Source organism: Silanimonas sp. (assembly GCF_027531545.1).
GTDB lineage: Bacteria > Pseudomonadota > Gammaproteobacteria > Xanthomonadales > Xanthomonadaceae > Silanimonas.
The window spans coordinates 54579-78517 of record NZ_JAPZSC010000016.1; the positions used below are offsets into that span (position 1 = coordinate 54579).

At 68.7% G+C, this 23939-nt stretch carries 17 protein-coding genes; 15 read left to right on the plus strand and 2 right to left on the minus strand.

All coding sequences use genetic code 11. The features are described 5' to 3' along the window. Positions 1–14: 14 nt before the first annotated feature. The 6 genes from O9280_RS09225 to O9280_RS09250 all read left to right on the plus strand — a co-directional run bounded on the left by O9280_RS09225 (position 15) and on the right by O9280_RS09250 (position 7559). Entirely contained in the window at positions 15–2180 is a 2166-nt protein-coding gene (locus O9280_RS09225; RefSeq protein WP_298341506.1) for a bifunctional (p)ppGpp synthetase/guanosine-3',5'-bis(diphosphate) 3'-pyrophosphohydrolase, read from the plus strand. A 29-nt stretch (positions 2181–2209) separates the two neighbouring features. After that, on the plus strand, positions 2210–2593 hold the full coding sequence (locus O9280_RS09230) for a RidA family protein (RefSeq protein WP_298341509.1): 384 nt from the start codon (positions 2210–2212) through the stop codon (positions 2591–2593). Between the two features lie 3 nt (positions 2594–2596). Beyond that, complete coding sequence (recG, locus tag O9280_RS09235; RefSeq protein WP_298341512.1) at positions 2597–4705, plus strand: ATP-dependent DNA helicase RecG; 2109 nt, start codon at positions 2597–2599, stop codon at positions 4703–4705. Between the two features lie 64 nt (positions 4706–4769). Beyond that, on the plus strand, positions 4770–5702 hold the full coding sequence (locus O9280_RS09240; protein ID WP_298341515.1) for a nucleoside hydrolase: 933 nt from the start codon (positions 4770–4772) through the stop codon (positions 5700–5702). A 100-nt stretch (positions 5703–5802) separates the two neighbouring features. Beyond that, positions 5803–6048: a type B 50S ribosomal protein L31 gene (locus O9280_RS09245; RefSeq protein ID WP_298341517.1), complete on the plus strand. Its 246-nt coding sequence runs from the start codon at positions 5803–5805 to the stop codon at positions 6046–6048. Between the two features lie 221 nt (positions 6049–6269). After that, on the plus strand, positions 6270–7559 hold the full coding sequence (locus O9280_RS09250; RefSeq protein WP_298341519.1) for a citrate synthase: 1290 nt from the start codon (positions 6270–6272) through the stop codon (positions 7557–7559). Between the two features lie 93 nt (positions 7560–7652). On the opposite strand, the gene O9280_RS09255 is transcribed toward O9280_RS09250, so the two are convergent. Continuing rightward, complete coding sequence (locus tag O9280_RS09255) at positions 7653–10130, minus strand: penicillin-binding protein 1A (protein WP_298341525.1); 2478 nt, start codon at positions 10128–10130, stop codon at positions 7653–7655. A 184-nt stretch (positions 10131–10314) separates the two neighbouring features. Between O9280_RS09255 and O9280_RS09260 the strand changes: the two genes are divergently transcribed. The 9 genes from O9280_RS09260 to tkt all read left to right on the plus strand — a co-directional run bounded on the left by O9280_RS09260 (position 10315) and on the right by tkt (position 21922). Continuing rightward, positions 10315–11373: a pilus assembly protein PilM gene (locus O9280_RS09260; protein ID WP_298341527.1), complete on the plus strand. Its 1059-nt coding sequence runs from the start codon at positions 10315–10317 to the stop codon at positions 11371–11373. Continuing rightward, entirely contained in the window at positions 11373–12050 is a 678-nt protein-coding gene (locus O9280_RS09265; RefSeq protein WP_298341530.1) for a PilN domain-containing protein, read from the plus strand. The genes O9280_RS09260 and O9280_RS09265 overlap by 1 nt, the downstream gene beginning before the upstream one ends. Before the next feature lie 10 nt (positions 12051–12060). Next, a complete protein-coding gene (gene pilO / locus O9280_RS09270) occupies positions 12061–12774 on the plus strand; it encodes a type 4a pilus biogenesis protein PilO (protein WP_298341533.1) in 714 nt (237 codons plus the stop codon). After that, positions 12771–13280, plus strand: a complete 510-nt coding sequence (locus O9280_RS09275; protein WP_343228742.1) for a pilus assembly protein PilP — start codon at positions 12771–12773, stop codon at positions 13278–13280. The genes pilO and O9280_RS09275 overlap by 4 nt, the downstream gene beginning before the upstream one ends. A gap of 41 nt (positions 13281–13321) precedes the next feature. Then, positions 13322–15553 (plus strand): type IV pilus secretin PilQ, encoded by a 2232-nt coding sequence (gene pilQ / locus O9280_RS09280; RefSeq protein WP_298341536.1) that lies wholly within the window; start codon positions 13322–13324, stop codon positions 15551–15553. Between the two features lie 108 nt (positions 15554–15661). Continuing rightward, on the plus strand, positions 15662–16828 hold the full coding sequence (locus O9280_RS09285) for an EAL domain-containing protein (protein ID WP_298341538.1): 1167 nt from the start codon (positions 15662–15664) through the stop codon (positions 16826–16828). Between the two features lie 48 nt (positions 16829–16876). Beyond that, positions 16877–18442 (plus strand): alanine/glycine:cation symporter family protein, encoded by a 1566-nt coding sequence (locus O9280_RS09290; protein ID WP_298341541.1) that lies wholly within the window; start codon positions 16877–16879, stop codon positions 18440–18442. A 43-nt stretch (positions 18443–18485) separates the two neighbouring features. Beyond that, entirely contained in the window at positions 18486–19790 is a 1305-nt protein-coding gene (locus O9280_RS09295) for a dicarboxylate/amino acid:cation symporter (RefSeq protein ID WP_298341544.1), read from the plus strand. 128 nt (positions 19791–19918) lie between these two features. Continuing rightward, entirely contained in the window at positions 19919–21922 is a 2004-nt protein-coding gene (tkt, locus tag O9280_RS09300) for a transketolase (RefSeq protein WP_298341547.1), read from the plus strand. Here the strand turns inward: tkt and O9280_RS09305 are convergent, their stop codons facing one another. Then, a complete protein-coding gene (locus O9280_RS09305) occupies positions 21923–23923 on the minus strand; it encodes an acetyl-CoA hydrolase/transferase C-terminal domain-containing protein (protein WP_298341550.1) in 2001 nt (666 codons plus the stop codon). Positions 23924–23939 lie beyond the last annotated feature (16 nt).

Below are 23939 nucleotides of genomic sequence, written 5' to 3' on the forward strand. Positions count from 1 at the left end.
CTTACATTCAGGGCATGAGTGCCAGCGCTGCGCCCGCACAAGCTGCCCCGACCGCGCCGGACCCCTGTCCGGAGCAGGTCGACGCGCTGGCCGCGAAACTGGCCGACTACCTCCCGCCCGAGCAGATCGCCCGCGTCCGCGCCGCCTATGTCATGGGGGCCCACGCCCACGATGGCCAGGTGCGCAAGAGCGGCGAGGCCTACATCACCCATCCCGTGGCCGTCGCCGGCATCCTCGCCGAGCTGCGCGTCGACTGGGAGACGCTCTGCGCCGCCATCCTCCACGACACGCTCGAAGACACGCCGTTGCCGCGCACCGAGATCGTGCAGGCCTTCGGCGAGCCGGTCGCGGCCCTCGTCGACGCGGTGACGAAGCTCGACAAGATCCGCTTCGCCAGCCGGCAGGAAGCGGCCGCCGAGAGCTTCCGCAAGATGATGCTGGCGATGGCGACGGACCTCCGCGTCATCCTCATCAAGCTGTCCGATCGCCTGCACAACATGCGGACACTCGATTCGATGGCCGACGAGTCGCGCCGCCGCATCGCCCGCGAGACCCTCGAGATCTACGCGCCGATCGCGCAGCGCCTCGGCATGAACAAGTTCAAGGCCGAGCTGCAGGACCTCGGCTTCAAGGCCCTGCACCCGCGCCGCTACGCGGTGATCGCGCGGCGTCTCGCCAGCCAGCCGGTGATGCGTCGCGAAGCGATGACCACGATCGAAGCGAAGATCGCGCAGCGGCTCTCGCTGGAGGGCCTGCCGTTCCGCATCGTCGGCCGCGTGAAGTCGCCGTGGAGCATCTATTCGAAGATGCGCAGCGAGCACAAGACGCTCGAGCAGGTGCTGGATGTCTTCGGCTTCCGCGTCGTCGTGCAGCGGGTGATGCAGTGCTACCACGCGCTTGGCGCGGTGCATGCGCTGTACAAGCCGCTGGAGGCGCGCTTCCGCGATTTCATTGCCATCCCCAAGGCCAACGGTTACCAGAGCCTGCACACCGTGCTCTTCAGCACGCACGGCTCGCCGATCGAGGTCCAGATCCGTACCGAGGAGATGGACATGATCGCCGAGCGCGGCATCGCCGCGCACTGGGCCTACAAGGCGAACACGCAGGCCACCGGCGCCAGCAGCGCGCAGGCGCGGGCGCAGGATTGGATCCGCGGCCTGATGACGAGCGAGCAGTCGGTGACGTCGTCGTCGCTGGAGTTCGTCGAGAACGTCAAGGTCGACCTGTTCCCGGCCGAGGTGTACCTGTTCACGCCGAAGGGCGACATCCTCGCCCTGCCGCGCAACGCCACGGCGCTGGATTTCGCCTATGCGGTGCACACGAGCATCGGTGACCGGGCGGTGACCGCGCGCGTCGACAAGAAGATGGTGCCGCTGCACACGCGCCTGCAGAGCGGCCAGAACGTCGAGATCGTCACCGCACCGTCGGCAGCGCCGCGGCCGCAGTGGCTGGAGTTCGTCGTCACGTCGAAGGCGCGCACCGCAATCCGCTCGAACCTCAAGAAGCTGCAGCACGAGGACGCCGTGAGCCTCGGCCACCGCATGCTCGACCGCGCGCTGGAGGGCCTCGAGAGCTCGCTCGAACGGGTGTCGGGCAAGCGCATCGAGAAGTACCTGGCGGAGCACCGCTACCCGCGCCTCGAGGCCTTGCTGGCCGACATCGCCCTCGGCAACCGCATGCCCGCGCAGGTGGCGCAGTCGCTGGTGGCCGCGAAGGCGGGCGCATCGGCACCGGCCAGTCCGGAACGCCTGCTGATCAACGGCAGCGAACGCGGCGTGCTGACTTTCGCCACCTGCTGTCATCCGCTCCCCGGCGATCCGATCATGGGCTACCTCTCGGCCGGCAAGGGGATTGTTGTTCATCGTCGTGACTGTCCGAACGTCGAGGCCTTCGCGCGCACGCCCGAGCGCTGCCTCGTCATGGACTGGGACCGCGACGTCAAGGGTGATTTCCTCGTCGCCGTACGGGTCGAGGTGGACAACCGCCCCGGCGCGCTGGCGCAGGTCGCCGCGGCGATCGCCGAAAGCGACTCGAACATCGATTCGGTCGAGTACCGCGAGCGCGACGTCAACCTGTCGATCATGGAATTCGGCATCGAGGTGCGCGATGTCGACCACCTCGCCGAAGTGATGCGGCGCGTGCGCCGCCTGCAGGTCGTGCACGTGGTGCGCCGGCTGTAAGCTACGGGCCTCCTTCGACGAGGCCCGCCATGTCCCTCACGCCGATCACCAGCCCGAACGCCCCCGCCGCCATCGGCCCGTATTCGCAGGCCGTGCGCGCCGGCAATACGGTGTACCTGTCGGGCCAGATTCCGCTCGATCCGAAGACGATGGATCTGGTCGGCGGCGACATCGCCGTGCAGACGCGCCGTGTGTTCGACAACCTGCGCGCCGTCTGCCAGGCCGCGGGCGGCGACCTCGACAAGCTGGTCCGCATCGGCATCTATCTCACCGACCTCTCGCACTTCGCCACCGTCAACGCGGTGATGGCCGAGTACTTCCAGGCCCCGTATCCGGCGCGCTCGACCATCCAGGTCGCCGGCCTGCCGAAGGGTGCGGAAGTCGAAGTCGACGGCATCCTGATCCTCGACTGACCGATGCCGCGCACGGCCGCGCCGGCGCCCGCGCTGGCAGGAGGCGACGCGCCGGTGACGCGGCTGCCCGGCGTCGGCCCGGCGGTGGCCGCAAAGCTGGCCGAGCGCGGCATCCAGACGCTGCAGGACCTCTGGTTCCTGCTGCCGCTGCGCTACGAGGACCGCACGCGGCTGACGCCGCTCCGCGATCTGCGCCCGGGCCCCGCGCTGCAGGCGGAAGGCCGCGTTCGCCATGTCGAACGCCTGTTCCGCGGGCGGCCCATGCTGAAGGTGACGCTTGGCGACGACGAGGGCTCGCTGCTGGGCCTGCGCTTCTTCCACTTCCGCAGCCAGCAGGTGCAGGCCTTCCAGCCCGGGCGCCGCGTGCGCGTGTTCGGCGAAGTGCGGCCCGGCCAGAACGGCTGGGAAATCATCCACCCCAGCTATCGCGTGCTCGGCGACGACGAAGGCGCCGCCTTGAGCGATCGCCTCGACCCGGTCTATCCGCTGGTCGAAGGCCTCGGCCCGGGCTCGATGGCGAAGCTGGTGCGGCTGGCGCTCGACCAGCTGCCCGATGCGGCGGCGCTGGAACTGGTGCCGGTGGCGGCCTGGGCCGGGCTCGCCCTGCCTGGCCTTCGCGAAGCGCTGCTCACCGTGCATCGGCCGCCGGTCGATGCGGATGTCGGCGCATTGATGTCGGGCACGCACCCGGCGCAGCAGCGGCTCGCTTTCGAAGAACTGCTCGCGCATGGGCTCAGCCTGCGGCGCCAACGCATCGCGCTTCGCGAGCATGGGGCGTTTCCGCTGCCCGCGGCACGCGCTCCGGTCGATGCCCTTCGCGCCACGCTGCCGTTCGCGCTGACGGGCGCGCAGCAGCGCGTGCTGTCCGAGGTCGAGCGCGATCTCGCCGAGGGCGCGCCCATGCTGCGCCTGGTGCAGGGCGATGTCGGCAGCGGCAAGACCGTCGTGGCCGCGCTGGCCGCCATGCAGGCCGTCGCGGCGGGCCGGCAGGTGGCGCTGATGGCGCCGACCGAGTTGCTGGCGGAGCAGCATCTGCAGAACTTCCAGCGCTGGCTCGAGCCGCACGGCGTGCGCGTCAGCTGGCTGGCCGGCAAGGTCACCGGCAAGGCGCGCCGGGAGGCGCTGGCCGCGATCGCGGATGGCACGGCCCAGGTCGTGGTGGGCACGCACGCATTGATGCAGGGCGGCGTCGCCTTCGCGAAGCTCGGCCTCGTGATCGTCGACGAGCAGCACCGTTTTGGCGTGCACCAGCGCCTCGCCCTGCGCGACAAGGGCCTCGAGGGCGAGCGCGTGCCGCACCAGCTGGTGATGACGGCCACGCCGATCCCGCGCACGCTGGCGATGACCGCCTACGCCGACCTCGATCTTTCGGTCATCGACGAGCTGCCTCCGGGTCGCACGCCGGTCACCACGGTGGCCGTTGCGGCCGAGCGGCGCCCCGAGCTGGTGGAGCGCGTGCGCAAAGCCTGCGCCGACGGGCGGCAGGCCTACTGGGTCTGCCCGCTGATCGAGGACAGCGAGGAGATCGAGGCGCAGGCCGCGCAGACCACCTTCGAGCAGCTCTCCGAGGCGCTTCCGGAGCTGCGCGTGGCCCTTCTCCACGGGCGCATGAAGCCCGTCGAGAAGCAGGACACGATGCGTCGCTTCAAGGCCGGTGAGCTGCAGTTGCTTGTCGCCACCACCGTGATCGAGGTCGGCGTCGACGTGCCCAACGCCAGCCTGATGGTGATCGAGAACGCCGAGCGCCTCGGCCTCGCCCAGCTGCACCAGCTGCGCGGCCGGGTGGGGCGGGGCAGTGCTGCGTCGAGCTGCGTGCTGCTTTACCAGTCGCCGCTGGGCGTGATCGCCCGCGAGCGCCTCGACGTGATGCGCAGGAGCAACGACGGGTTCGTCATCGCCGAGAAGGACCTCGAACTGCGCGGGCCGGGCGAGTTGCTCGGCACCCGCCAGACCGGCCTGGCCGCGTTCCGCATTGCCGATCTCGCCCGTGACGCGCCCCTGCTGCCGCAGGTGGCCGCGCTCGCCGATGCGCTGCTGGCCGAATCGCCGGATATCGCCGAAGCGGTCATCGCGCGCTGGGTCGGCAGCGCCGCGCGCTACGCCTCGGCCTGATGTGCCTTGCCGCCGGCCGCGGCACACTGCCGGCCCGTTGACCGCCGCCTCGAGCGCCTTCCCAATGTCCGCCACCGACCGCATTCCGCTGCTGATCGACACCGACCCCGGCGTGGACGATGCCTGGGCGCTGTTGATGGCGTTCGCCAGCCCCGACCACGAGGTGCTCGGCTTGACGATCACCGCCGGCAACGTGGGCCTCGAACACACCGTTCGCAATGCACTCAAGCTCTGCGAAGTCGCCGGCGTCGATGTCCCGGTGCATCCGGGCTGCGCCGTGCCGCTGGTGTTCCCCGCCGAAGATGCCGCTTACGTGCACGGGCGCGACGGCTTCGGCGACACCGCTTACCTCGCGCCGACGCGCGTGGCCGAAGCCGAGCACGCCGCGCTGGCGATGATCCGCTTCAGCCATTCGCACCCCGGCTTGCTGCTCGTCTGCCTCGGGCCGCTGACGAACCTCGCGCTGGCCCTGCGCCTCGATCCGACCCTGCCTTCGCGCATCGGCCGTCTCGTCGTGATGGGCGGCGCCGTGACGGGGCAGGGCAACACCTCGGTGATCGCCGAGTTCAACATCGCCTTCGACCCGGAGGCGGCGCACGTCGTCTTCGAGGCCTTCCCGGCCTTTGATCTGGTCGATTGGGAAGCTGTGCTTCGCCATGGCCTTCCGCATGTCGAGGTCGAACAGTGGCTCGACGCCCCGGCGCCGAAGGCCGCTTTCTACAAGGCCATCTCCCAGCGCACGCGGGAATGGTCGGAAGGGCGGCGCGGCACGCACTGGCATTCGGCCGACGGGCTGGCCATGGCCGCCGCCCTCGAACCCGAGGCCGCGACCGGCTGGCACCGTCACGCCCTCGAGGTCGAAACCGGCGGGCGACTGGCGCGCGGCGCGACCATCGTCGACTGGGCGGACCGCTCCGGGCGTCCGGCCAAGGCGCGAATCCTCGCCGGCTTGCGGCCCGAGCGGTTCCGGCATTGGCTCCGCCTCGCCCTGGCCTGAGCCGTCCGCCTGAACGAGTCGCACCCTGAGACTTGCCCCGGCCCGCCCGACGCCGCTACACTCCCCCTCTTTCCTCGTTTCGACGCTTCTGGGACCCGCTATGAAAGATGGCATTCACCCGAACTACCAGCCGGTCGTGTTCCAGGACGTGACCTCCAGCTTCTCGTTCCTCACCCGCTCCACGCTCGCCTCCAAGGAGACGATCAAGTGGGAAGACGGCGAGACCTACCCGCTGATCAAGATCGAAATCTCCTCGGCTTCGCACCCGTTCTACACGGGCAAGAGCAAGCAGATCCTCGATACCGCCGGCCGCGTCGACCGCTTCCGCAAGCGCTACGGCAAGTAAGCCGCCGTCCGCGCCCTGCGCGCGGTCGCGTCACCCCGAAGGCCGGCTCTGCCGGCCTTCGTCGTTTCCGGGCTACGACTTTGGTCGAAGGCCTTCGCGTGCCCCGCACACCGTCTCCGGGCCCTATGCGATACTTGTGAAGACCGGGACGCGCCGCGTCCAACCCGTTTTCATGCGGCGCGCCGCCGTCCGGCCCGCGCCCCGCCCCAAGGAGTGCGAACGTGACCGAACCCACCAGCGTGACCCTGACCGCCGGCGACAAGACCGTGTCCCTGCCGGTGCACCGCGGCAGCCTCGGCGCCCCCTGCGTCGACATCGGCAAGCTGGCCAAGGACACCGGCCACTTCACTTACGACCCCGGCTTCATGGCCACGGCCAGCTGCCGCAGCTCGGTGACCTACATCGACGGCGACGAGGGCGTGCTGCTCTACCGCGGCTACCCGATCGAGCAGCTCGCCAAGCATTCGAGCTTCCTCGAAGTCGCCTACCTGCTGATGCACGGCAACCTGCCGACCCGCCAGCAGTTCGATGGCTTCGAGCACGAAGTCACGCACCACACGATGATGCACGAGGCGCTGAAGACCTTCCTCGGAGGCTTCCGCCACGACGCGCATCCGATGGCTATGCTCTGCGCCATGGTCGGTTCGCTCTCGGCCTTCTACCACGACACCCTCGACCTCGAAGACCCGGAGCAGCGCCGCCTCGCCGCCGTGCGCCTGATCGCCAAGGTCCCGACGATCGCCGCCGCCTGCTACCGCCAGTCGATCGGCTGGCCGATCCGCTACCCGCGCAACAACCTCGAGTACACGACGCGCTTCCTGCACATGATGTTCGAGGTGCCGAGCGAGCCGCTGCAGCTCAAGCCGGTGGCCGCGAAGGCGCTCGACCTGCTGTTCATCCTGCACGCCGACCACGAGCAGAACGCCTCGACCTCGACCGTCCGTCTGGTCGGTTCGACGGGTGCCAACCCCTATGCCTGCGTCGCCGCTGGCATCGCCGCCCTCTGGGGGCCGGCGCACGGTGGTGCGAACGAAGCGGTCCTCAAGATGCTCGAGGAGATCGGCCGTCCGGAAGACGTCGCCAAGGCCGTCGAGAAGGCGAAGGACAAGAACTCGGGCTTCCGCCTGATGGGCTTCGGCCACCGCGTTTACAAGAACTTCGACCCGCGCGCCACGATCATCCGCGAGATGTGCCACAAGGTGCTCGCCGAGCTCGGTGTCGACGACCCGATGCTCGAGGTCGCGATGCGCCTCGAGGAGGCCGCACTGAAGGACGAGTACTTCGTGCAGCGCAAGCTCTACCCGAACGTCGACTTCTACTCCGGCCTGATCTACAAGGCCTTGGGCATCCCGACCGAGATGTTCACGGTGATGTTCGCCTTGGCTCGCACCTCGGGCTGGGTGAGCCACTGGTTGGAGCAGCAGGTCGATCCGGAAGCGAAGATCGGTCGTCCGCGCCAGATCTACACCGGCGCCACGCCGCGCGACTACGTCGCCTTCGACAAGCGCTGAATCCCGTCGCGCGGCCCCGCGCCGCGCCCCGGCGGAAACGACCAAGCCCCGCGATCGCGGGGCTTCGTCGTTCCAGCCTTCGGCGCGCCTTGCTCAGAACACGTCGAAGGCTTCTTCCTGCACCTCGCCGGTTTCGACGCCGAAGCCACTCGCCATCATCCGGTCGTAGTCTTCGGTCTTGACGTAGTCGGTGCGCCCGCCGGGCGTGCCATCCGGCAGCAGGCCGCCGGTCGCCGGGTTGATCGTCACCGTCAGCAGGCCCGCCGGCGGTGCCGGGTTGGCCACGGGGACATCCGTGAGCGCGGCGCCCATGTAGCCGATCCAGATCGGCAGCGCCGCGCGGCCGCCGTACTCGCCGCGGCCCAGCGGGGTGAAATCGTCCTTGCCCACCCACACGGTCGTCGCCAGGTCGCCACCGAGGCCGGAGAACCAGGCGTCGCGGTGGTCGTTGGTGGAGCCGGTCTTGCCGCCGATGTCGGCGCGGCCCAGCACCTTCGCCGCGGTGCCGGTACCGCGGTTCACCACGTCGAGCAGCAGCGAACGCACCAGGAAGGCCGTGCGCGGGTCGATGGCCCGCGCGGCCGTGGCCTGCTCCGGCGGGCCGGGCACGTCGTGGCGGGCGTCAGCGTCGGCGGTCGCGGCCGTGGCGTCCGTGGCCACCGTCGCCGGCGCGGCCGCCGGGGCCACCGCGCCGAAGTTGAAGCCATCGACCACGGCGGGCTGCGCCGCGGTGCCGCCCGTGGGTCCGGCGCAGGTCGGGCAGGCGCGGGCCGGATGGTGTTCCATCACGACCACGCCGTTGCGGTCCTCGACGCGGGCGATGAACCAGGGGTCGATGCGGTAGCCCCCATTGCCGAAGGTCGCGTAGCCGCGCGCCACCGACATCACCGTCAGCGACGAGGTGCCGAGCGACATCGACAGGTTGGGCGGCAGGCTTTCCGGCGCGAAGCCGAACTGGGTGATGTAGCGCTGGGCGAACTGCACGCCGATGGCGTCGAGCAGGCGCACCGACACGAGGTTGCGCGATTGCACCATGGCTTCGCGCAGACGCATCGGGCCTGCGAAGTCTTCCTTGTCGTTCTGCGGGCGCCAGACGTTGCCCGCGCGGTCGCGGAACACCACGGGCGCGTCCATCACGATCGTCGCCGGCGTGTAGCCGCGCTCGAAGGCCGCCGAGTACACGAAGGGCTTGAAGCTCGAGCCCGGCTGGCGCTGGGCCTGCGTGGCGCGATTGAACTTGTTCTGCGAGAAGCTGAAGCCGCCCACCAGGGCGCGCAGCGCGCCGGTCTCGGCTTCCAGCGACACCAGAGCCGCCTGCGCTTGCGGCAACTGCACGAGCTGCGGCTGGCCGTCCTTGTCGAGGCGGAAGCGCACGACGTCGCCGGGCTTCAGCACCTGGGCCGGCGTGCGGCCGGTCCAGCGCAGCCCAGCGGCGGGGAGGTCCAGCGCGGCCTCATCGGCGGTGCGCAGCACCGCGCGGGCTGCGTCCACTTCCTGCACCACCGCGCGCTGCAGGTCGGGGATCGTCGGGAAGCGGGCCAAGGCGCCGCGCAGGCCCGCGGCGTCGAGAATGGCGAAGTCCTCGATGCGCCCTTCGGCACCCCGCCAGCCGTGTCGCTGGTCGTACTCGATCAGGCCGTTGCGCACCGAGGCGACCGCGGCGTTCTGGTCGGCCGACTTCAGCGTGGTCACCACCTTGTAGCCGCCGGTCAGGGCGTCGGCGCCGAAGCGCTCTTCCATGGCCTGCCGGACCATCTCGGCCACGTAGGGCGCGTCGACCTCCACCGGCGGCTCATGCGGCTTGGCGTTGTTGGGCTCCGCCAGCGCGGCCTCGTACTCGGCCCGGTCGATGATCCCCAGCTCGAGCATCCGCGGCAGCACGTAGTAGTTCCGGCGCTCCATCGCACGGGCCGGGTTGCTGATCGGGTTGGCGCTGGACGGGAACTTCGGAATGCCGGCGAGCGTGGCGGCCTCGGCGATGCTCAGTTCGTCCAGCGACTTGCCGTAGTAGTACTCGGCCGCGGCGGCCACGCCGTAGGCGCGGTTTCCGAAGAAGATCTTGTTCAGGTAGAGCTCGAGGATCTCGTCCTTGGTCAGCTCCTGCTCCATCTTGATGGCCAGCAGCATCTCCCGGAACTTGCGGACGTAGCTGTATTCGTTGCTCAGGTAGAAGTCGCGCGCCACCTGCTGGGTGATGGTGCTGCCCCCGGGCACGCGCGTCCGGTCGGTCGACAGGATCAGCCAGACAGCGCGGAAAATACCATTGAAATCAAGGCCTTGGTGCTCATAGAAGCGGGCGTCCTCGGCGGCGAGGAAGGCCTGCTTGACCCGCTCCGGGATGGTGTCGATCGGGGCCGGGTAGCGTCGCGTCTCACCGTACAGCGCGATCAGCTTCCCATCGGCGGAATGGATCGACAGCGGCAGTTGCAGCTCGATCTGGCGCAGTTCGCGCACGTCCGGCAGTTGGGGCCAGGCGGTCCAGATGACCGCGCCGACGGCGAGGAGGCCCAGCAGGCCGAAGGCCAGACCGGCCAGCAGGAGGCGTCGCAACCAGCGCAACCAAGGGCGCATCAGGGGGTGTCTCAAGGCGGGGAGGGCGGAGTATACCGGGGGGGCGGGACCGCGCCGGGGCAGGGTCCGGCCGGCTTCGGGCAGGGTGGGCCGTTAAGGAGGCGTTGCGGTTGACACAGTTTTCTGTTTTTAATGTTCCGGCGCATTAATCTCACGTAAGCGCCCGTGGGAAGGGGAGAAACCGATGGGTTTGTTCAGTCCATCCAGGGTTCCGCTGGTCGGGATCGACATCAGTTCGACGGCGGTGAAGCTGCTCCAGCTCAGCCAGGTTGGCAACCGTTACCGGGTCGACCACTACGGCGTGGAGGCCCTGCCGCCCAATGCCGTGGTCGAAAAGAACATCGTCGAAGTCGAGGCGGTGGGTGAGGCGATCAAGCGCGCGCTCAACCGTTCGGGCAGCAAGGTCAAGCACGCGTCCGTTGCCGTGTCGGGCGCCGCGGTGATCACCAAGGTGATCAGCATGTCGGCGGACCTCGACGACGATGCGATGGAAGACCAGGTGCAGCTCGAGGCCGCCAACTACATCCCCTTCCCGATCGACGAAGTCAGCCTTGATTTCGAAGTCCTGGGCCCGGTGCCGTCCAGCCCGGAGAACGTGCACGTCATCCTCGCCGCGTCGCGCACCGAGAACGTCGAGCTGCGCCAGCAGGCCCTGGAGCTCGGCGGATTGACGGCGAAAGTCGTCGACGTCGAGGTCTTCGCCCTCGAAAACGCCTTCAAGCTCGTCGCCGACCAGCTCGGCGTCGGCAAGGACGCGATCGTCGCCCTCGTCGACATCGGGTCGACGATGACCACGCTGAACGTGATCCGCAACGGCCGCAGCATCTACGCCCGCGAGCAGGTCTTCGGCGGCAAGCAGCTCACCGACGAGATCATGCGCCGCTACGGCATGAGCTACGAGGAAGCCGGCGCCGCCAAGCGCCAGGGCGGCCTCCCGGAGAGCTACGAGCCGGAAGTGCTCGAGCCGTTCAAGGAAGCGATGGTCCAGCAGGTCAGCCGCCTGCTGCAGTTCTTCTATGCCGGCTCGGAGTTCAACCGCGTCGACCAGGTCGTGCTGGCCGGTGGCTGCGCCTCGATCGCCGGCGTCGACCGCATGGTGGAGGAGCACCTCGGCATCCCGACGGTCATCGCCAATCCGCTGGCCAACATGGGCCTCGGCCCGCGCGTGCAGGCGCACGCGCTGCAGCAGGACGCGCCCTCATTGATGATCGCCTGCGGCCTGGCCCTGAGGAGCTTCGACTGATGGCACGCATCAATCTTTTGCCGTGGCGCGCCGAGCGCCGCAAGCAGCGCCAGAAGGACTTCGCGACGATGCTCGGCGGTGCGCTGATCGCCGGCGTCGCGCTGGTGTTCGCCGGGTCCTCGTACTACGACGGGCAGATCGCAGGGCAGACGGCGCGCAACGACCTCCTCAAGCAGCGCATCGCCGAAGCCGTGGCGCAGAACGAGGAAATCAAGACCGTCGAGGCCCGCAGGGCCAGCCTGCTGCAGCGCAAGGACGTCATCGAGGAATTGCAGGCCGATCGCTCGCAGAACGTCCGGCTCTTCGAAGAGCTGGTGCGCACCATCCCCGACGGCGTGCGTCTGGTCACCATCAAGCAGGTGGGACAGGAGCTGACGCTGGCCGGCCGTTCGCAGTCCGAGTCGCGGGTCAGTGCCTACATGCGCAACCTCGAGGCCAGCGGTCTGATCAACAACCCCCGGCTGAGCATCATCAAGGCCGGCGATGCCACGCAGGCGGCGCCAGCTTCGCCTGCGGATCGCTCGCTGCCCTTCGGTTTCGAGATGACCGTGACCCTCCGCTCGACGAGCGAAGAGGCGGAAGCGGAAGAGGGCGCCACGCCGGATGGCGTCGTGCCGTCCAACGCGCCCTCGGCCGTCCCCAGCAACGTGCCCGCGGCCGCGGCCCAGGCCTCCTGAGGATCCGATCATGGCCAAGAGCAAGTTCAAACTCAGCGACATCAACAACCTCGATTTCAACAACACGGCGGGTTGGCCGCAGGAAGCCAAGATCGGTGCCGGCGTCCTTGCCGCGCTGCTCGTCGCGTTCCTCGGCTGGTACCTGGTGATCCGCGACAAGCAGACCGCGTTGGAAGGCCTCGAGGCCGAAGAGATCACGCTGCGCGGGGATTACGAGAAAGAGGCGGCGAAAGCGGCCAATCTCGAGCCCCTCAAGGCGCAGCTGGAGCAGATGGAGCAGATGCTCAAGCAGATGCTGCGCCAGTTGCCGTCGAAGACGGAGATGCCCGACCTCATCGTCGATATCTCGCAGACGGCGCGCGCCACCGGCATCAACAACGAGCTGTTCCAGCCCGGCGCCGAGGTCTTGAAGGACTTCTATGCCGAGCAGCCCATCACGCTCGAGATGAATGGCACCTACCACCAGTTCGGCCGGTTCGTGAGCGGTGTCGCATCGCTTCCCCGCGTGGTGATCATGACCTTCCACGACATCTCCCTCGCGCCGAAGGAGTCCGCCGCCGGCGCTCCTGCACTTCCGCCGGGCACGCTCGGCCTCAAGGGCACGATCAAGACCTACCGCTACCTCGATGAGAACGAACTCGCGGAGCAGGCGAAGGGCCAGGCGAATCCCGCCCAAGGAGGTGCAGCGACTCCTGTCGCCGCCGCCGCCGGAGGTGCGCCATGAACGCGCGCATTCTGAAGGTCGGTGTTCTCGTCGTCGTGGCCTTGGCCGCGACGGGTTGCGGCCGCAGCACGGCCGATCTCGAGGCCTGGGTGGCGGAAGTGAAGGCCCGCCCGGCGCCGCCGCTCGATCCGCTGCCGCCGCTGCGCACGTTCCCGCCGGTGGAGTACACCGCCGACACGCTTCGTGATCCGTTTTCCGCGCCGGTCGGCAATCGGGATGCCGCTGGCCCGCGGCCGGATCCGAACCGTCGCAAGGAGGCCCTGGAGGCCTTCCCGCTCGACGCGCTGCAGATGGTCGGCACGATCGGCACCGGTGCGGACACGATCGCGCTGGTCCTCGCGCCCGACAAGGTCACGTACCGCGTGCGGGTGAACAACTACCTGGGGCAGAGCGATGGCCGCGTGGCCTCGGTTGCCCCCGAGCGCATCGAGATCGTCGAGCTGGTGTCCGACGGTGCCGGTGGATGGCTCGAACGACAGGCCAGTCTGGCCTTGGATGACAAGTGATGGGGACGCGCATGACTACCTCGACGACTGAAGGCGCACAGATGAGCACGAAGAAAATCGCGGCCCGTGCCGCTCTGGCCGCCTGCCTGCTTTGGACGGCGGCGTTCCCGGCCCTCGCGGCCAACACCTTGAAGGATGTCCGCTACGCGGCCGGCAGCGGCGGCAAGGTGGACATCACCTTCGAATTCGAGCAGCCGGTCGGCGCAGTGAACGCGTTCACCACGGACGTGCCGCCACGCATCGCCATCGACTTCCCGGAGACGGACAACGGCTTCGACGCGCGTCGTCTAGCCGTCGGGTCTGGTGCCGCTTCGGCGGTCTCGGTCGTCGAAGCCGGTGGCCGCACGCGCGCCGTCGTCGACCTGTTCCGCAACGCGGGTTACACGACTCGCAGCAACGGCAACCTGTTGGTCCTGTCCCTCGAACCGGGTGCCGCGGCCTCGTCGGCCACGGCCGTCGCGGCGTCGCCTAACCCGGCCAAGCGACTCGATTCCGGTATCCGCGTCTCCGCGGTGGATTTCCGCCGCGGCGAGGACGGCTCGGGCCGGGTCATCCTGCGCTTCAACCAGGAAGGCGCGCAGGCCAGCCTGCGCCGTGATGGCGACCGCCTCTATGTGGACGTCGAGAATGCCCAGTTGCCGGTCGACCAGGCCCGACGCCTCGATGTCACCGACTTCGCGACGCCGGTCACGCGCCTCGACCCGACGTCGAAGGACGGTGGCACCCAACTCGCCATTACGACGGAAGGCCTGTACGAGACCAGCGCCTATCAGACTGGGAACGAGTACGTGCTGGAAGTGACCCCGAAGGGCTCGGCCACTGCGGCCGTGGGCCAGGTCGGTGCCACTGCCCAGCCGCAGCGCTACGCCGGCAAGCCGGTGACCTTCAACTTCCAGGACGTGCCGGTGCGCACCATCCTGCAGCTGGTCGCCGAAGAATCGGGACTCAACATCGTTGCCGCCGATACTGTCCAGGGCAACCTGACGCTCCGCCTGATCAACGTACCGTGGGACCAAGCCCTCGATGTGGTGCTGCGCGCCAAGTCGCTGGACAAGCGCCGCGACGGCAACGTCGTGTGGGTGGCGCCGCAGGCCGAGATCGCCGCGTTCGAGAAGGCGCGCGAGCAGGCTCGGATCGACCTCGAAGGCAAGTCGGAACTCGTCAACGAGATCATCGCGATCAATTACGCCAACGCCGAGGAAATCGCGACACTCTTGACGGACGGGAGCAAGTCGGGTGGCGGGGGCGGTTCCGCCGGTGGTAGTGAAGAGAGCGGATTCCTGTCGGGTCGGGGTAGCGTCAGCTTCGATACCCGTTCCAATACTCTGTTGATCGCCGATACCGCGAGGAAAGTCGAAGCGATCAAGTCTCTGGTTGCGGTGTTGGACCGCCCCGTCGACCAGGTGCTCATCGAAGCCCGCATCGTCATCGCTCAGGAGAGCTTCGCCCGCGAAGTCGGCGCGCGCTTCGGCCTCAGCGGCCAGGAAAGCGACGTCGTGGTGTCGGGCAGCACGGAGAGCAACCGCAACTACCTGAACGGCGTGGCGAATGCCAATGCAGCCTTGGCGCGCTACCAGTTCGAACTGGATCTCTACAATCAGGCGATCGCGAACGGCGAGACGGCGACGCGTCCCACGTTGCCGAACACGCCACTTCCGACCTTTACCAACATCCTCAGCACGCGTTTCGCCAACAATACGGCGTCGGCGCTGGCCTTCACCATCCTCGGCAACGAGCTCGACCTCGACATCGAGCTGCAGGCACTACAGGAGGAAGGCCGTGGCGAGGTGGTCGCCAACCCGCGCGTCATCACCGCCAACCAGCGCGAGGCGATCATCAAACAGGGCGACGAGATCGGCTACGTGACCATCTCCGGGACCGCCGGCGCTCAGACCGCGACCGTGCAGTTCAAGGAAGCGCTGCTGGAGCTGAAGGTCACGCCGACCATCACCCAGGACAATCGCGTGTTCCTGGCGCTGGGCGTCAAGAAGGACGAAGTCGCCGGCTTCATCGGCGTGCCGGGTGGCGGCAGCGTCCCGCAGATCACCAAGCGTGAGGTGACGACCGCGGTGCTCATCAACAACGGCCAGACGGTCGTGGTGGGTGGCATCTACGAGTTCGAGAAGCGCGAGGACCTGTCGAAGGTGCCCTTCCTCGGCGACATCCCGGGCTTGGGCAACCTCTTCCGCAACAAGTCGCGAGAGAGCGAGAAGGCGGAACTGCTGATCTTCGTCACCCCGCGCATCCTGCAGGTCGCCGGCGCAAGCCGCTGATCGACCGGGCCAGCCGCTCCTCGCCGGGCGGGAAGGGAAAACGGGGCTTCGGCCCCGTTTTTCGTTGTAGGGTGCCGTCGTGGCGCCAAGCGATGACGGAGGCAAGCGATGAGCGCGGAAATCCGACTGCAGCCTGGGGAGGTGCTCTTCCGCGAGGGGGATCCGCCCACCACGGCCTTCATCCTCGACGAGGGCCAGGTGGAGATCCGAGCGACGCAGCGCGGCCGGCAGGTGGTGCTGGCCTTGCTGGGGCCGGGGGCGATCATCGGGGAAATGGCGATCATCGATGCCGCGCCGCGCACGGCGACGGCTGTTGCCCTCTCGACCTGCCGGCTTATCGCCTTGGACCGGACCCGGATCGCCGAACGCATCCAAGCCGCCGACCCGGTGATCCGCGCGCTGTTGCAGGGCACCCTGCAACGTTACCGCGGTGCCTTGGCCGCCCTGCAGGGCGGCACGTCCCGTGCGGCGTCGGTCGAGCAGTCGGACGAGGCGGTGGGCGTCGGCAAGATGCGGCTGGAGTCCCAACTTCGTGCCGCCCTTGAGGTGGGTGGCCTCGATGTCCGCTACCAGCCGCTGCTGGAGGTCGCGTCGGGACGGATCGCCGGTTTCGAGGCCCTGGTACGTTGGACGCACCCGGAGCGCGGCCCGATCTCCCCGGCCGAGTTCGTCGCGCTCGCCGAGGAGACCTCGTTGATCGTACCGGTGGGCGAGTACGTGTTCGACATCGCCTGCGCGGCCGCCCGGGATTTCATCGATGCGGCCGGTCGCCCGCTGTTCGTCGCCGTGAACGTCAGCGCGCGCCAGCTGCGCGAGCCGGGCTTGTTGGAGCGCGTCATCGCGCGGGTGGATGCGGCCGGGTTGCCGCGGGGCAGCATCAAGATCGAGATCACCGAGAGCCAGGCGATGGACCCGGTGCTGATGCAGGGGTTCATCGCGCTCTGCCATGGCCATGGCGTGAAGGTGGCGCTCGATGACTTCGGCACGGGGTATTCGCACCTCACGCAGATGCACCTGCTGCCTTTCGACACCATCAAGATCGACCAGGGCTTCGTCCGCAACATGCTGGACGACACGCGCTCGATGGCGATCGTCGAGACCATCGTGGCGATGGCGAAATCGCTCGATGCCTCCATCGTGGTCGAAGGCATCGAAAGCGAGGCCGAACTGGCCGTGCTCAAGCGCCTCGGATGCGATTACGCGCAGGGTTGGCTGGTGGGCAAGCCGCAGACCCGTGACGAATTACTCACACGTGCTGAGGATTTGTTCACATAGCCGGCTGTTAGCCTCGGCGTTTCGTGTTGGAAGCGGACCGAGGACGGAATGACGACGATGGACGCGGCCTTCGGGCCGGTGGTGGGGCCGGATGCGGCGGCGCTGGGCGGGATCGCCGCCGCCGGCCTCGACGAAACGATCAACCGCGCGGTGGAGCCGATCGCGAACGCGGTCGGTGGCGCGATCTTCTCGCGGGCCTGCGTCGGCGACGGTCTCTCCTTCTCGATGAGCGGGGCCTGCGGTACGGGTGAGACGGCCATCCCGCTGATCGTCGCCTGGCTGCTGCTGGGCGGCGTGGTGTGCACGCTGTACTTCCGCTTCATCAACTTCCGCGGCTTCATGCAGGGTTTCCGCCTGATGCGGGGCCACTACTCGGAGCCCGGAAGCCCCGGCGAGGTCTCGCACTTCCAGGCGCTGACGTCGGCCGTCTCGGGCACGGTCGGCTTGGGCAACATCGCCGGTGTGGCATTGGCAATCACCATCGGCGGCCCGGGTGCCGCCTTCTGGATGATCGTGGCCGGCCTGCTCGGCATGAGCACCAAGTTCGCCGAGTGCACGCTGGGGGTGAAGTACCGCCAGCAGAACCCGGACGGCACCGTCTCCGGCGGTCCGATGTACTACCTGTCGCGGGGCATCGCCGAGCGCTACCGCTCGCTGGGGGGCTTCGGCAAGGCGCTGGCCGCGTTGTTCGCGGTCTGCGCGATGCTCGGCGGCATCGGTGCCGGATCGATGTTCCAGGCCAACCAGGCCTTCGCGCAGTTCCACAAGGTCACCGGGGGCGTGGATGGCCCGCTTGAGGGCATGGGTTGGCTGTTCGGCATCGGCATCGCCACGCTCGCGGGCCTCGTCGTGCTGGGCGGCATCACCCGCATCGGCCGGGTCACCGAGAAGCTGATCCCCGCCATGATCCTCGTGTACCTCGTCGGCTGCGGCGCTGTCCTCGTCGTCCATATCGACGCGCTGCCGGGTGCGATCGGGCTGATCGTTTCCTCCGCCTTCAGTGGCGAGGCGGCGGCCGGTGGCGTGATTGGTGCGCTGCTCGCGGGTTTCCAGCGCGCGGCCTTCTCGAATGAAGCCGGGCTCGGTTCGGCGCCGATCGCGCACTCGGCGGTGAAGACCAAGCACCCGGCCACCGAAGGTCTCGTGGCCTTGTGGGAGCCCTTCATCGACACGGTGATCGTCTGCACGGCGACGGCCTTGATGGTCGTCGTCACCGGTGCGTGGAAGATCGAGGGCATGGAAGGTGTGGCGATCACCTCGACCGCGTTCGCGACGGTGTTCGACTGGTTCCCTTACGTGCTGACCGTGGCGGTGTTCCTGTTCGCGTTCTCGACGATGCTGACCTGGGCCTACTACGGCGCCAAGGCGGCGACCTACCTCACTGGCGAGCGTCGTTGGGTGACGAACACCTACATCCTGCTGTATCTCGCCGCGGCGGTCGTCGCCTGCACGATGGATCTGGCCCAGCTGATCAACCTCTCGGACGGCCTGATCTTCCTGATGGCCATTCCGAACCTGATCGGCGTCTACCTGCTGCTGCCGGTGGTGCGCGAGGAAGTGGATGGCTACTTCGCGAAGCTGAAGTCGGGCGAGATCCGCCCGACGTCGGGCTGAGGCCGCCTCGATGGGTGTCGGCAACGGGAGCGCAGCGGGCGGCATGGCCCTGCACACAAAGATGCTGATCGGCTTCGCCGTCGGCGCCGTCGCGGGTGGGCTGGCGTTTTCGTTCGGGCAGGCGGTCGATGCGGAGGGCGTGCAGCAAACCTTGCCGTGGCTGGCCGCGACGCTGAAGTGGGTCACTCAGCCGATCGGGTCGATCTTCCTCAACCTGCTGTTCATGCTGGTGCTGCCGCTGGTGTTCTCGGCGCTGGTGCTGGGCGTCGTCGAAATCGGCGACCCGAAGGCGCTGGGGCGCATCGGCCTGAAGACGCTGGCCTTCATCCTCGTCGTCACCGGCATCGCCGTGACGATCGGTCTCGTCGCGGTGAACGTGTTCCAGCCGGGCGTGGGCATCGATCCAGCGGTCGGCCAGAAGCTGATCGCCGAATCGTCGACGCAGGCCGCCGGCATCGTCGAACGCGGCGAGGCGGCCTCGGCGATGCAGGTGCTGCTGTCGATCGTGCCGCGCAACCCGCTGCAAGCCGGCGTCGAGGGCAACCTGATCGGCGTGATGTTCTTCGCCCTGCTGTTCGGCATCGCCGCGGCAACGCTGCAGACCGACGGCGTCCGCACCTTCGTTGGCACGCTGCAGGGCGTTTACGACATCACCCTGCTGCTGATCAACAAGGTGATCCAGCTGGCGCCGTATGCCGTCGCCGCGCTGCTGTTCAACCTGATCGCGGTGAAGGGCTTTGCGGCCTTGCTGCCCTTGGCGAAATTCGTCGCCGTTGCGGTTGGCGCTCTCGCCGTGCACATGTTCGTGGTGTTCCCGCTGCTGCTGTGGTTCATCGGCCGGATGAACCCGATCGAGTTCTTCAAGAAGGCCGAGCCGGTGATCCTGACGGCCTTCTCGACCTCCTCAAGTTCGGCCACCTTGCCGAGCACGTTGCGCGTGGCCGAGGAGGTGCTGGGCACGCCGAAGCGCATTGGCCGCTTCGTCTGCACGCTGGGTGCGACGGCCAACATGAACGGCACGGCCTTGTTCGAGGGCGTGGTGGTGCTGTTCCTCGCGCAGTTCTTCGGCATCGAGCTGGGCTTCGGCCAGCAGGTGCTGGTGCTGCTGATGTGCATCCTCGGCGGCATTGGTGCGGCCGGGGTGCCGGGCGGGTCGCTTCCGGTGATCGCATCGATCCTCGTGATGTTCGGCATCCCGCCAGAGGGCATCGCGCTGATCCTCGGTGTCGACCGCTTCATCGACATGTGCCGCACGGCCGTCAACGTCACCGGCGATCTGGTCGGGACCGTCGTGGTGTCGCGCGGCGAACCGGCCGACGCACCGGACACCGCCCCGCAGCCCGCCTGAGGGCGGTACCAGCCTCGATCTGAGCCTTCAAGGGCGACGTCGGCGCCCCGGCGATGGGACAATGGGGGGCCGCGCCTCGTGCTTCGGGGTCGTCGGCCTCCCTTTCCGCCTCCTGCCCAGGCCTGCCGATGACCCGTCCCGCCCGCCGCGACCTCGCGAACGCCGTCCGTTTCCTTGCCATCGACGCGGTCGAGGCCGCCAAGTCGGGCCACCCCGGCATGCCCATGGGCATGGCCGACATCGCCGAGGTGCTGTGGAACGACCACCACACGCACAACCCGGCGAATCCGAAGTGGCCGGACCGCGACCGCTTCGTGCTGTCGAATGGCCACGGCTCGATGCTGCACTACGCTCTGCTGCACCTCGCCGGCTACGACCTGCCGCTCGATGAACTGAAGCGCTTCCGCCAGCTGCATTCGAAGACCGCCGGCCATCCCGAGCGGCACATCACCCCGGGTATCGAGACCACCACCGGCCCGCTGGGGCAGGGCATCGCCAACGCCGTGGGCATGGCGCTGGCCGAGCGCCTGCTGGCGCAGCGCTTCAACCGCGATGGCCACGCCGTCGTCGACCACTTCACCTGGTGCTTCCTCGGCGACGGCTGCCTGATGGAAGGCATCTCGCACGAAGTCTGCTCGCTGGCCGGCACCTGGGGCCTCGGCAAGCTGATCGCCTTCTGGGACGACAACGGCATCTCCATCGACGGCGAGGTGCAGGGCTGGTTCACCGACGACACCGCCAAGCGCTTCGAGGCCTACGGCTGGCAGGTGATCAAGAACGTCGACGGCCATGATCCCGAAGAAATCCAGCAGGCCATCGCGACGGCCAAGGCCGAGACGCAGCGCCCGACGCTGATCTGCTGCCGCACGCACATCGGCTTCGGCTCGCCGAACAAGCAGGGCAAGGAAAGCAGCCACGGCGCGCCGCTGGGCAAGGACGAGGTCGCCCTGACCCGCGAGGCCCTGAAGTGGCCGCATGCGTCGTTCGAGATCCCCGCCGAGATCCGCGGCGCGTGGGACGCGCGCGAGCGCGGCGCCAAGGCCGAAGCGGCGTGGAACGCCCGCTTCGCTGCCTACAAGGCCGCGCACCCGGAACTCGCCGCCGAGTTCGAGCGCCGCATGGCCGGCGAGCTGCCGGCGGATTTCGCGCAGGCCGCCAAGGACTACATCGCCAAGCTGCAGGCCGAAGGCCCGGTCGTGGCCTCGCGCAAGGCCTCGCAGATGGCCATCGAGGTCTTCGCCCCGCGCCTGCCGGAGCTGGTGGGTGGCTCGGCCGACCTCGCGCATTCGAACCTCACGACGTGGAAGGGCCAGAAGGCCGTCACCACCACGGACGCCGACGCCCGCTACGTGCACTACGGCGTGCGCGAATTCGGCATGACGGCGATCGGCTCGGGCCTCGCGCTGCATGGCGGTTTCATCCCGTTCGACGCGACCTTCCTCGTGTTTTCGGACTACGCGCGCAACGCCGTGCGCATGAGCGCCCTGTTGCCGGTGCGTTCGATCCACGTCTACACGCACGACTCGATCGGCCTCGGCGAGGACGGCCCGACGCACCAGCCCATCGAGCACCTCGCCTCGCTGCGCCTGATCCCGAACCATGATGTCTGGCGCCCCGGTGATGCGGTGGAGTCGGCGATGTCGTGGGCCTGCGCGCTGCAGCGCGTCGACGGCCCCTCGAGCCTCGTGTTCTCGCGCCAGAACCTCGCCCACCAGCAGCGCACGGCCGAGCAGGTGGCCGACATCGCGCGCGGCGGCTACGTGCTCAGCGATCCGGCGTCGGCGAAGTTCGACGTGATCCTGGTCGGCACCGGTTCGGAGCTGGAGCTAGCCCGCCTCGCCGCGGTGAAACTGGCCGAGGAGGGCATTGCTGCCCGCGTGGTCTCGATGCCCTGCTTCGAGGCCTTCAAGCGCCAGCCGCTGGAGTACCGGGAGGGCGTGCTGCCGGCGTGGTGTCGCAAGCGCGTGGTGGTGGAAGCCGGCAGCACCGAGCACTGGCGCGCGATCGCCGGCCTCGACGGTGCCGTGATCGGCATCGACCGCTTTGGCGAGTCCGCACCGGGCGACGTGCTGATGAAGTATTTCGGCTTCACCGTCGAGCACGTCGTCGCGGCGGCGAAAGCCCTGCGCTGATCAGCTCGGGCGCGTCGCCCTCAGGGCGGCGCGCAGCAGTTTCCGCTCCAGCGCCTCGCGCCAGGCTTCGCGGCCGTCGTAGTCCATGCGGGCGATGGCCGCGTCTTCGCGGGCGTCGGCGGTCGATTCGTCAAGCCAAAGTGCGCCCCACAGCGCCCGCGCCTTGCCGCTGCGCGTGGCGGTGTCGCGCTTCAGCCGGCCGAGCGCCCGCACGAGGTCCTGTTCTACCGTGGTGAAGTCGCTGCCGATCGGGTACTCGGGCAGCAGGCCTTCGCGACGGAAGGGCGCCAGCGTGGCTTCGATTGCCTCGGGGGTGTTGCGTGCCCATGTGGTCGGATCCGCGCGGTCGAGCTTGCCGGCGGCGACGGCCTTCGCTGCGAGCGCCGGCATGAAGCGCCCATCGCCGATGGCGAGCATCGCGCGGATGCAATCGGCATCGCCTTGGTCGCGCAGGTCGGCGATGCCGTACTCGCTGATCGCGATGTCGCGCAGGTGGCGCGGGATCGTGGTGTGCCCGTAGTGCCAGAGCAGCGAACTGGAGACATCGGCGCCGCTCTCGCGCACGGCGCGGAACAGCAGGACCGAGCGCGCGTCCGGCAGCGCATGGCCCATCGCCACGAAGTTGTATTGCCCGCCCACGCCGGAGACCACGCGGCCGTCGGCGAGGCCATCCGACACGGCGGCGCCCAGCACCGTCTGCATCATCGTCGTGTTGATGAAGCGCGCATGCCGGCGTTGGACGGTGCGCAGCGGCGCGTCGTCGGTGCCGAGCTGGTTGATCTCGCTGATGCGCGTCATGCGCAGCCGGAAGGGGCTGTCGGCGCTGCCGATGCGCTGCAGCCAGCGGTAGAGCTCGCGGCTGCCGAGGAAGAAGCCGCCGTGCAGTGTTTCGCCCTGCGCCTCGCGCAGCGCGAGGTCGGCGGGCGTCGCGGTGCCGGCATCGAGTCGACCCTGCGCCGCGGCATCCGGAACGACGGCGCGTTTCAGCACGCCGGCCTCGGCCAGCACGCGGAAACCGTCCATCACCATTTCGCTGCAGCCGAACAGGCCGCGCTCGAAGGAGGCGAGCCCGCCGTTCTCGCCTACCAGACGCGAGGTCGCGGCCTCAGGCCACAGCGCGTCGACGATCCGCCGGTAGTCGGCGTTGCGCGTCTGCCGCAGCACGAGGGCGTGGGTGAGGGCATCCGACAGCGCGCCGATGCCGATCTGCAGCGTGCCGCTGTCTTTCACCAGCGTGCTGGCGTAAAGCCCGATGGCGAACTCCGCGAGCGACACCGGCTGGCGTGGCACGGCGAAGAGCGGCGGCAGCGGGGCGGGTTCGAGGACGATGTCGAAGAAGCCGGCATCGACCGAGGCGCCGCGTTCGATGTAGGGCAGGTCCGGATGCACCTCGGCCACCATCAGCGGGCGCGGCAAGTCGCGCGCCGCCAGCGCGTCGATCAGGTCGAAGGTGAGGTCGGGATTGCAGGACAGCGAGAGCCGGCCATCCGGGCCGCGCGCCACGGCCTGCACGATGATGTTGCAGCCACGCGCGGCGATGCCGCGCGCCGCGTGCGTGTAGTTGAGGCTGGCGTAGTGCTGCTGCGCTTGCCGCGAGCCGAGCAGGGCGCCGGAGGGCAGGTAGAACTCCTGCACCTCGATATTGGGCGGCAGGGCGTCGCGCTGCTGCGCGAGGAACCACGCCGGGTCCTCGAAATCCGCGCCGAAATGGCGGTCGACGAAGGGGTCAAGGAAGCGGCGTTCCAGCCCGGACCTCGCCCTCGGCCGCGACAGCGATAGGGCGCTGAGGATCGTGAGATGCCGGCTGGCGTCGGTGGCGATGCGCGAACACAGCGCGTTGAGCACGCGGTGCGGCTTGCCGAGTCCGAGGGGCGCGCCGACCACCAGGCGGTGGCCGGCGTGCGTGAGCATGCGCTCGATGGCGCCATCGAGCGCCGCATCAGGGGTGGGCGCTCCCGCGGGAGAGACGCGGGAGGCCCGGTGCAACAAGGGGTCGCTCATGGCTCGCGGTGGCGTC

Bases quoted from the DNA above. Each gene is read 5' to 3' on its own strand.
- O9280_RS09260 (WP_298341527.1), top strand. From the start codon at position 10,315: ATGGGTTTGTTCAGTCCATCCAGGGTTCCGCTGGTCGGGATCGACATC.
- O9280_RS09305 (WP_298341550.1), bottom strand. From the start codon at position 23,923: ATGAGCGACCCCTTGTTGCACCGGGCCTCCCGCGTCTCTCCCGCGGGA.
- O9280_RS09290 (WP_298341541.1), top strand. From the start codon at position 16,877: ATGACGACGATGGACGCGGCCTTCGGGCCGGTGGTGGGGCCGGATGCG.
- O9280_RS09265 (WP_298341530.1), top strand. From the start codon at position 11,373: ATGGCACGCATCAATCTTTTGCCGTGGCGCGCCGAGCGCCGCAAGCAG.
- pilO (WP_298341533.1), top strand. From the start codon at position 12,061: ATGGCCAAGAGCAAGTTCAAACTCAGCGACATCAACAACCTCGATTTC.
- O9280_RS09245 (WP_298341517.1), top strand. From the start codon at position 5,803: ATGAAAGATGGCATTCACCCGAACTACCAGCCGGTCGTGTTCCAGGAC.
- O9280_RS09225 (WP_298341506.1), top strand. From the start codon at position 15: ATGAGTGCCAGCGCTGCGCCCGCACAAGCTGCCCCGACCGCGCCGGAC.
- O9280_RS09230 (WP_298341509.1), top strand. From the start codon at position 2,210: ATGTCCCTCACGCCGATCACCAGCCCGAACGCCCCCGCCGCCATCGGC.
- O9280_RS09285 (WP_298341538.1), top strand. From the start codon at position 15,662: ATGAGCGCGGAAATCCGACTGCAGCCTGGGGAGGTGCTCTTCCGCGAG.
- recG (WP_298341512.1), top strand. From the start codon at position 2,597: ATGCCGCGCACGGCCGCGCCGGCGCCCGCGCTGGCAGGAGGCGACGCG.
- pilQ (WP_298341536.1), top strand. From the start codon at position 13,322: ATGAGCACGAAGAAAATCGCGGCCCGTGCCGCTCTGGCCGCCTGCCTG.
- O9280_RS09295 (WP_298341544.1), top strand. From the start codon at position 18,486: ATGGCCCTGCACACAAAGATGCTGATCGGCTTCGCCGTCGGCGCCGTC.
- O9280_RS09240 (WP_298341515.1), top strand. From the start codon at position 4,770: ATGTCCGCCACCGACCGCATTCCGCTGCTGATCGACACCGACCCCGGC.
- tkt (WP_298341547.1), top strand. From the start codon at position 19,919: ATGACCCGTCCCGCCCGCCGCGACCTCGCGAACGCCGTCCGTTTCCTT.
- O9280_RS09275 (WP_343228742.1), top strand. From the start codon at position 12,771: ATGAACGCGCGCATTCTGAAGGTCGGTGTTCTCGTCGTCGTGGCCTTG.
- O9280_RS09255 (WP_298341525.1), bottom strand. From the start codon at position 10,130: ATGCGCCCTTGGTTGCGCTGGTTGCGACGCCTCCTGCTGGCCGGTCTG.